The organism is Pseudoflavonifractor sp. An187 (assembly GCF_002160275.1).
Taxonomy (GTDB): domain Bacteria; phylum Bacillota; class Clostridia; order Oscillospirales; family Oscillospiraceae; genus Enterenecus; species Enterenecus faecium.
This window is the reverse complement of record NZ_NFKG01000025.1, coordinates 23,872-31,335: the sequence shown is the minus strand read 5'-3', so window position 1 is coordinate 31,335 and position 7,464 is coordinate 23,872. Positions and strand designations below refer to the sequence as shown.

Here is a 7,464-nt window from a genome sequence, read left to right as displayed (position 1 = left end):
ATCTTGATCTTTTCTTCTACACCTAACTTTTGCTTCCTTGGCATGACAATGCTCCCTCCATGATTGACAGTGTTTTATTTCACTGTCTCTCATAGAGGGAGCATATCACTGCTTCCTCCGGGCTTTTTTGTCCGTTTATAGGGCTCCCTTGTGCCACAGGAGCGGTCAGCCACTAGGATGATGGAAGGATTGTACTCCTCCGATTTCCTTGGCGCAAACCAGCGCCCCCGCCGGGGACGCTCCGCTGGGCCCCCTTTCTCAGCGATGAGAAAGAGGGGAAAGAATCGCCAAAGGCGGGGCCTTCCCCCGCCTTGTGGAATCCACCCCGCGGTACTGGCTGTCCCTGCGTGCTCCTCTTTTCGGCCCTTGGACGGGTGGGGTCACATGGATGGCATGGAAGTTCCACAGAATATACCTGCTTCTGTGGAAACTTGTACTTCTATCGCCGGGGCCTTACCCTGGTGGGCCGCTGTTCCCAGCGATCGGCGGCGGGAACGCCGCTTCTCCGGGGTGAGGCCCTGGAAGGAGAGGCACCATCTTACAGAGAAGGGGGCGCTTCCCATAGACTTGCCAGGCCATCCATGTGACCCCACCAGGGCCTGGGCCGACCATAGCCTTGACGCAGGTCCAGCCTCGTACCCCAGGGAGGTCCTTAGGGGGGAACGCCCTAAGTGGCTTTTCGTCCATTTTGGCCAGTCAAAATGGACCCCCAGCGGGAAGCGTCCCCACCAGGCTGGCAAGCCTGAACGATGGGCGGTTAGACGGACAACCTCTCAGTCTGCCTGACGGCAGACAGCTCCCCTGACTCAGGGGAGCCATTGGGCTTGGCAGAAAGAAAAAATCCCGTGAAACTTCAAGTTTCACGGGATTTTAAGTACTTACTTGATTTGATAGTCCTTGCCAAACTGCAAGTCGTCAAACCGGCGGGTAGCATCCAGATACAGATCGTCCACGGGGTCGTTCTTGGGCTGCTGGGATTGCTGGAGGGGCTGAGAAATGGTGGGCTCCTCCACTTCCTCCTCCTCCGGGGTGAGGTCCTCCACGGGGGTGGTGGGCCCTTCCGGGACAATGGACTGGGCCATGGCGGCCTGAGCCATCTCCGGGGGGACCATCTGGCCCAGACGGGACAGGTAGTCCAGCTCCTCCTGGTGGAGGGCGTGGAGCTTCATGACGTAGTCCGCCGTGGCCTTCTGAGCCTGCTGGAGCCGGAACTCCTCTGCGGCGATCTCCGCCTCCAGCTTGGATTTGCGAGCCTGAGCCTCCTGGGTGGCGTCCTGCTCCAGCTGGGTCTTCTTCTTCTCCGCGTCGCTGACCATGGAGTCGGCCATCTGCTGGGCAGCCAGCAGGGTCTTACGCATGGCCACGTCGGTGGCCCGGTACTCTTCGATGGAATCGGAGAGCACCTTCAGCTTATTTTTCAAAATGGTGTTGTCGTTGTACAGTGCGGTGTAGTCCTCGGTGAGCTGATCGAGGAACTCATCCACCATGGTCATGTTGTAGCCGCCAAAGGTCGCTTTGGCAAAGACATGGCTGGCTACCTCCTGCGGAGTCATCATTGTGCAAGTCTCCTTTATTTCTATTTCTCACAACAAACAAAACCGGGGCTTAGAAATACAGCCCGTTGTTCTCCAGTTCATCAATCAGGTCACCCATGATCTCCACGTTGTAGGGGGTCATGATGTAGGTGGCCATGGACACCTTCTTGATGGTGCCCTCGTTGGCGTAGGTCACGCCGGAGAGGAAGTCGATGAGACGGCGGGCCACGGTCTTGTCGGTCTGCTCCAGGTTCAGCACAACGGTGCGCTTCTCCCGCAGGTGATCGGCGATTTCAGAGGCATTTTCAAAGCGTTCGGGCTTGACCAGCACCACCTGCAGCTGGGTGGTGGTGTGGATGTTGACCACCTTGTTGTTGCGGCGCTCAGGCTCGCTGGTGCGGGTGGTCTCGCTGGCGGGTGCGTTGTTGTTCACAGGGGCAAAATCCTCCTCGTAATCATCGTCGTCCTCATCCTCGTAAGGACGGGCCAGACGCTTCAGTTCATCCAAAAAGCTCATGGGTGAGAACTCCCTTCTATATATCGTTCAAAATGGGTTGGAAATGGGCGAACGAGGGCCAAAAATCGCCGTCCCCACCCGGATATGAGTGGCGCCGGCGGCAATGGCTGCGGTGAAATCGCCGCTCATCCCCATGGACAGTATCTTGGTATCTGTTTTATTATCTCCCATTCTTTCCTGTATGTCAACAGCAAGAGCCTGCAATTTATGAAAAAACGGTAAATTTTCCTCAGGAAAGGTTGCGGCGGGGGGAATGCACATCAGGCCTCTCAGGCGCACGTGGTCCAGCTGCCCACACAGCTGGGCGGCGGGCAGTACGTCGGGGACAAAAAAGCCGGATTTGGACGGCTCCTGGGCCAAATTCACCTCCAGCAAAATGTCCTGAACCAGCCCGGCCTTCCCTGCCTGCTTGTCAATTTCCAGCAGCAGCTTTTGGGAGGACACCGAGTGGATCAAATCCACCTTGCCCATGAGGTATTTCACCTTGTTGGTCTGCAAGTGGCCAATGAAGTGGACCTGTGCCCCCTCATAGGCCCCCGCTTCCCAGTGGGCGGTGAGCTCCTGCACCCGGTTCTCCCCGCACACCGTCACTCCGGCGGCAATGGCCTGCCGGATGACGTCGTCGGATTGGGTCTTGGTGGCGGCCACCAGGGTGATCTCCGCCGGGTCCCGGCCAGCGGCCAAGGCGGCGGCCCGGATTTCTTCCACAACGTGGGCTAAATTTGTGGAAATACTCATGAGCGCACCACCATCCCGTCGGTGATGTTGGTGGTGTTGAGGATGACCTCGTCCCCGGCCCGGAGGCGGGAAGAGGCGGTCTCATCCACCGGCTGGACCAGGTAGAAGGAGTCGTCGTCGCTGTAGACCACCTTCACCTCCTGCCATTCGGCCTGGGTGCCCACCACGGTGTACACGCCGTAGGAGTTGACCTGGCTCTGGTTGCCCTGGTCGTCGGTGACGGTCTCGGTGTTCACCCGCAGGGCCTGGCGGGGGATGCGGATGCCCTCCACCTGCTGGGCGATGATGTCCACCGTCTGCTGGCGCAGCAGGGTGGTGTCAGACAGGTTGGTGTTGGTGGAGAAAATGGCCATGGTCTGGTCGTTTTCCATGACCAGACGCTCCAAATTCATGGAAATCATGCCGTAGTAGTCGTCCGAGAAGGAAATTTTGTAGGTCTTGCCCTCCAGCAGGCCCTTCACCGACGGCTGGTCGATGAGGGTGGCCAGATACCAGGTGTTGTTGGTCACCACCTTGCCCAGGGCGGCCGGGGGGTCCGCCACCTCCTTGTGGAGCAGCTCGTTGAGCTGCTGCATGGTCAAGGAGGAGAGCATGGACGGGGTGATGAGGCTCTCAAAGCCGTCCACTTCCCCGGAGAAACACCCGGAGGCGGGGGAGGTGATGGTCTGGGACACCTGGCTGAGGGAGGCGTTGAGGGAGTCCAACTGCTTTTGCTTGTCGGAAATCAGTTGTTTGATCTGGGTGGCGGCCTCGGTGTTGCCGTAGCTGTAATCCCGCTGGAACACCATGGTGCGCAGGTGGAGGGCGGAGTCCTCCAGGGTGGACAGGTCACCGGAGGCGGCCAGGGAACGGATGGCCACCATGGAAGAGATCACCTCTTCGTCCAGCTTGGAGGAGTTGGTGGCCTGGGTGCCGGTGGACAGAGAGTACTCCAGCTGCTGAATCTCCGCCTCCAGGGACTGGATGGTCTGGCGGGTCTCCAACGAGTCCTGACTGGCGTGAATCAGGGCGATTTGGCCGCCTTTGGACACCTTTTCACCCTCGTCCAGTAGGATATCCACATACTGTCCGGTGGTGGAGATCACCTGTTCGTCCCGGACCAGAAGGGCGGAGGCCTCGGTGCCGATGTCCACCGAATAGGAATAGGCGGTGGTGGTCACCAGGTCGGGTTTGAAGCCCAGGGCCAGATAGACGGCGAAATACAGAATCACCGCGGCGCAGATGACGCCGATGATGACTTTATTGACCAATGTACTCTCTTTCATAGGCTCATTCCTTTTTTTATGTGGGAAACGCTTGCCAATGGAACGGCACGTTTCCCGGTTTGGGAAACCGGTGCCGATGGATTGGCACGGTTCCGTGGGGTTGGAACACGCCTTCCGAGTTGGGGATTATTCCTCCATATTCACCGGGCGTTCCGGGGTGATGGTGGAAATGGCGTGTTTGTAGATGATTTGCTGTTTTCCGTCACTGACCAGCACCACCACATAGGGGTCAAAGGCGGTGATGACCCCCCGGAGCTGGAACCCATTGATCAAAAAGACGGTGACCCGGGCGGCGGTGCGGCGGAGGGTGGACAGGACGGTGTCCTGTACGTTGGGCTGTTTGCCCACGGCGACTGCGGTAAAACTCATGGTTATCAGCACTCCTTTTCTTTTTTGGGCCAGGCGTGGCCTGTCCCAGAGTGCTGTTATTGTAAGCCATGGGCGTGGGCGAGTTCTGTCGAACTTGCGACGGCCTGGGAAAAATTGGGGGTTTCTCCCCAGCGAATCCAGTGGGTGTTGGGGTTGCGGCGGAACCAGGTGAGCTGCCGCTTGGCGTACTGCCGGGAGCGCAGCTTCACTTCCTCCGCCCCCTCCTCTACGGGGCGGCCCTGCTGAAGGGCGGAGATGATCTCTTTGTAGCCGATGGCCTGCATGGCGGTGCAGGTGGGGGGAATTCCGGCGTCCAGAAGCCGCCGCACCTCGTCCTCCAGCCCCTGCTCCATCATCACATCCACCCGGCGGTCAATGCGCTGCCACAGGTGGGGGCGCTCTTCAAAATCCAGGCCAATGGTGAGGGGATGATAGCGAGGCGGAATGGCCTGGGACTCCCGGTTGTGCTGGGAGATGGTCTTTCCGGTGGTGAGATATACCTCTAGGGCCCGGATGATGCGCTTTTCGTCGTTGGGGTGCAGCCGCTGGGCGGACTCCGGGTCCACCTGGGCCAGCTTGTCCCGCAGGGGCTCCAGCCCCTCCTCCCTGGCCTGCTGCTGGAGCTGCTGACGCACTCCGGCGGTGTCGGGGGCGAAGGGGGCAAATTCCCGCCCGGCCATGAGGTGGTCGATGTACAGCCCGGTGCCCCCTGCCACAATGGGCAGCTTGCCTCGGGCGAGAATGTCGTCCATGATGGGGATGGCCTGGGCCACATAGCGGCCCACGGAGAAGTTCTCCCAGGGGTCGGCCACGTCCAGCATGTGGTGGGGCACCTCCTGCATCTCCTCCGCCGTGGGCTTGGCGGTGCCGATGTCCATGCCACGGTAGACCTGCATGGAGTCTGCGGACACCACTTCCCCGTTCAAAATCTGGGCCAGAGCCACCGCCAGGGCGGTTTTGCCGGAGGCGGTGGGGCCGCAGATGACCAGACAGTCGGGCGTGTGGTTCATCGGATCCACCCGCTTCCCAGCACTTGGTCCCCCTGGTAGAACACCGCCAGCTGGCCCGGCGTGGGGGCTCGGGCGGGGTGCTTCATGTGGATGTCCACCCGTCCGCCCCCCAGGGGAATGATGGTGGCGGGGTCCTGACGGCGGGAGTGGCGCAGGCGCACCTCCACCTCCATGGGGGCGGACAGGGGGTGTTCGCCCAGCCAGTTCAGGGAGTCGGTGTGCACCATAAAGGCGTGGAGCCCCTCCCCGTGGGAGAGCACCACCTCATTGGTGTGGGGGCGGATTTCGGTGACAAACAGCCGCCCGGTGGAGGAGACCCCCAGCCCCCGGCGCTGGCCGATGGTGTAGTGGTGGAAGCCCTTGTGGGTGCCCAGGACGTTGCCGTTGGCGTCCACAAAGTTCCCCGGCGGGGGGGTGCCGCCCCGGGCGTCCAGCCAGGCGGCGTAGTCGTCGTCGGGGATGAAGCAGATCTCCATGGAGTCGGGGCGGTCGGCGGCGGGCAGCTGCCCGGCCTCCGCCTCCTGGCGGGTCTGCTCCTTGGGGCCGTCCCCCAGGGGGAAGAGAACGTGGGAGAGCATGTCCCGGGTCAGCCGGGAGAGCATGTAGGACTGGTCATTGGCGGAATTGCCCCGCAGCAAAATGGGGCCGCCGTCGCACCCGGTGCCAATGCGGGCATAGTGTCCGGTGGCCACCCAGTTGGCCCCGATTTCCCGGGCAAAGGAGATGAGGGCGGGGAACTTCACCGCCCGGTTGCATCGGGCGCAGGGAATGGGGGTGCGGCCGGACAGGTAGTCGGCGGCAAAGGGGGCGCACACGTGCTCCTCCAGCTCCTGCTGGATGGAGCGCACGGTGAGGGGGATGCCCAATTTGGCAGCGTTGTCCCGGGCGGACTGTTCGCCCCCCAGCCCGATGTCCAGGTACAGCCCGTGTACCTCATAGCCCTGGCCCAAGAGCCGCTGGGCGGCTACGGCGGAATCCACCCCGCCGGAGAGCCCCAAAACCACCTTCTTGTCTGCCATGTGCTGCGTCCTCCTGTGGAAATGATTTACCGTTTAGTATACCAGAAATTTGTGAACGGTTCAACCAAATGAAGCATGAAAAATAGGGGGAAAGGGATGCAAAATCTGGCGGGTTTTGCACCGCCCGGAGGGAGCCATAGGACTCCGCCGCACTCCCTGTGTTACTGTGGTAGGGGCCGTGGCTTGCCCGGCCCGTGGCTACCCTGGCATTGCCTTGGGGGATTCGGGAGGGGCAAGCCCCTCCCCTACCGCAGCGTAGCAAGATGGTGCAGAAAAAGCATCTGACAACGGGAACGCCGTACTGAAAAGGCTCCCCTGTGTAAGGGGAGCTGTCTGCGAAGCAGACTGAGACAAGGGGTTGTTCTTCTAAAAGGACTGTTTCCGGCTTGCCAGCCTGGCAGGGACGCTCCGCTGGGCCCGATTTCTCAGCGATGAGAAATCGGGGAAAGAATCGCCAAAGGCGGGGCCTTCCCCCGCCTTGTGGAATCCACCCCGCGGTACTGGGTGTCCCTGCGTCTTTCTCTTTTCAGCCCTGGGGGCGGTGGGGTCACATAGATGGCTTGCCGTTCTATGGTTTGTATTTCCTTCTCTGTTCATGCGTCCTTCTACCGCCAGGGCCTTTCCCTGGTGTGCCGCTGTTTCCAGCTAACGGAGGCTTGGCTCCTGGCGGCGGGAACGCCGCTTCTCCAAGGTAGGCCCGGACGTGGAAACCACCTGGCGATAGGGCCAGCTGCCAAGGGTGGCCTGATATGGTGGCACAAACAGGAGCCACAGCAAGGGTAACGGGCCGAATAGAGACTTGACGCAGTTCCAGCCTGGTACCCCAAGGGAGGTCCTTAGGGGGGAACGCCCTAAGCGGGTTTTGGTTTCTTTTGCCCGCTCAAAAGAAACCCCCAGCGGGAAGCGTCCCCGCCAGGCTGGCAAGCCTGAAACAAGGGCAGTTAGAAGAACACACCCTCATCTGCCCGACGGAAGCCAACTTCCCTGACTCAGGGGAGCCTTGATACAAGG

Annotated in this window: 7 protein-coding genes; all 7 read right to left on the bottom strand. The window is 60.9% G+C overall.

Going from position 1 to position 7,464, the window contains the following annotated elements; translation table 11 throughout:
* Nucleotides 1-878 precede the first annotated feature (878 nt).
* A complete protein-coding gene (locus B5F22_RS09615) occupies nucleotides 879-1,556 on the bottom strand; it encodes a DivIVA domain-containing protein (RefSeq protein WP_087392391.1) in 678 nt (225 codons plus the stop codon).
* Between the two features lie 49 nt (nucleotides 1,557-1,605).
* Nucleotides 1,606-2,052 carry a cell division protein SepF gene (locus tag B5F22_RS09610; protein WP_087392390.1) on the bottom strand — a complete coding sequence of 149 codons (447 nt, stop codon included), beginning with the start codon at nucleotides 2,050-2,052 and terminating at the stop codon, nucleotides 1,606-1,608.
* Nucleotides 2,053-2,079: 27 nt separating this feature from the next.
* Nucleotides 2,080-2,790 carry a YggS family pyridoxal phosphate-dependent enzyme gene (locus tag B5F22_RS09605; RefSeq protein ID WP_087392389.1) on the bottom strand — a complete coding sequence of 237 codons (711 nt, stop codon included), beginning with the start codon at nucleotides 2,788-2,790 and terminating at the stop codon, nucleotides 2,080-2,082.
* The gene (locus B5F22_RS09600) at nucleotides 2,787-4,055 is read right to left on the bottom strand and encodes an HlyD family efflux transporter periplasmic adaptor subunit (protein WP_087392388.1); all 1,269 of its coding nucleotides are present in this window, start codon (nucleotides 4,053-4,055) and stop codon (nucleotides 2,787-2,789) included. Before B5F22_RS09600 ends, B5F22_RS09605 begins: the two co-directional genes overlap by 4 nt.
* Nucleotides 4,056-4,181: 126 nt before the next feature.
* Nucleotides 4,182-4,424, bottom strand: coding sequence for an RNA chaperone Hfq (gene hfq / locus B5F22_RS09595; RefSeq protein ID WP_204210579.1), 243 nt, complete (start codon nucleotides 4,422-4,424; stop codon nucleotides 4,182-4,184).
* Nucleotides 4,425-4,480: 56 nt separating this feature from the next.
* Nucleotides 4,481-5,434 (bottom strand): tRNA (adenosine(37)-N6)-dimethylallyltransferase MiaA, encoded by a 954-nt coding sequence (gene miaA, locus B5F22_RS09590; RefSeq protein WP_087392387.1) that lies wholly within the window; start codon nucleotides 5,432-5,434, stop codon nucleotides 4,481-4,483.
* Complete coding sequence (gene mnmA, locus B5F22_RS09585) at nucleotides 5,431-6,453, bottom strand: tRNA 2-thiouridine(34) synthase MnmA (RefSeq protein ID WP_087392386.1); 1,023 nt, start codon at nucleotides 6,451-6,453, stop codon at nucleotides 5,431-5,433. Before mnmA ends, miaA begins: the two co-directional genes overlap by 4 nt.
* Nucleotides 6,454-7,464 lie beyond the last annotated feature (1,011 nt).

Excerpts from the sequence above, each read along its gene's own strand:
- B5F22_RS09615 (WP_087392391.1), bottom strand. The coding sequence starts at position 1,556 with ATGATGACTCCGCAGGAGGTAGCCAGCCATGTCTTTGCCAAAGCGACC.
- B5F22_RS09610 (WP_087392390.1), bottom strand. The coding sequence starts at position 2,052 with ATGAGCTTTTTGGATGAACTGAAGCGTCTGGCCCGTCCTTACGAGGAT.
- B5F22_RS09605 (WP_087392389.1), bottom strand. The coding sequence starts at position 2,790 with ATGAGTATTTCCACAAATTTAGCCCACGTTGTGGAAGAAATCCGGGCC.
- B5F22_RS09600 (WP_087392388.1), bottom strand. The coding sequence starts at position 4,055 with ATGAAAGAGAGTACATTGGTCAATAAAGTCATCATCGGCGTCATCTGC.
- hfq (WP_204210579.1), bottom strand. The coding sequence starts at position 4,424 with ATGAGTTTTACCGCAGTCGCCGTGGGCAAACAGCCCAACGTACAGGAC.
- miaA (WP_087392387.1), bottom strand. The coding sequence starts at position 5,434 with ATGAACCACACGCCCGACTGTCTGGTCATCTGCGGCCCCACCGCCTCC.
- mnmA (WP_087392386.1), bottom strand. The coding sequence starts at position 6,453 with ATGGCAGACAAGAAGGTGGTTTTGGGGCTCTCCGGCGGGGTGGATTCC.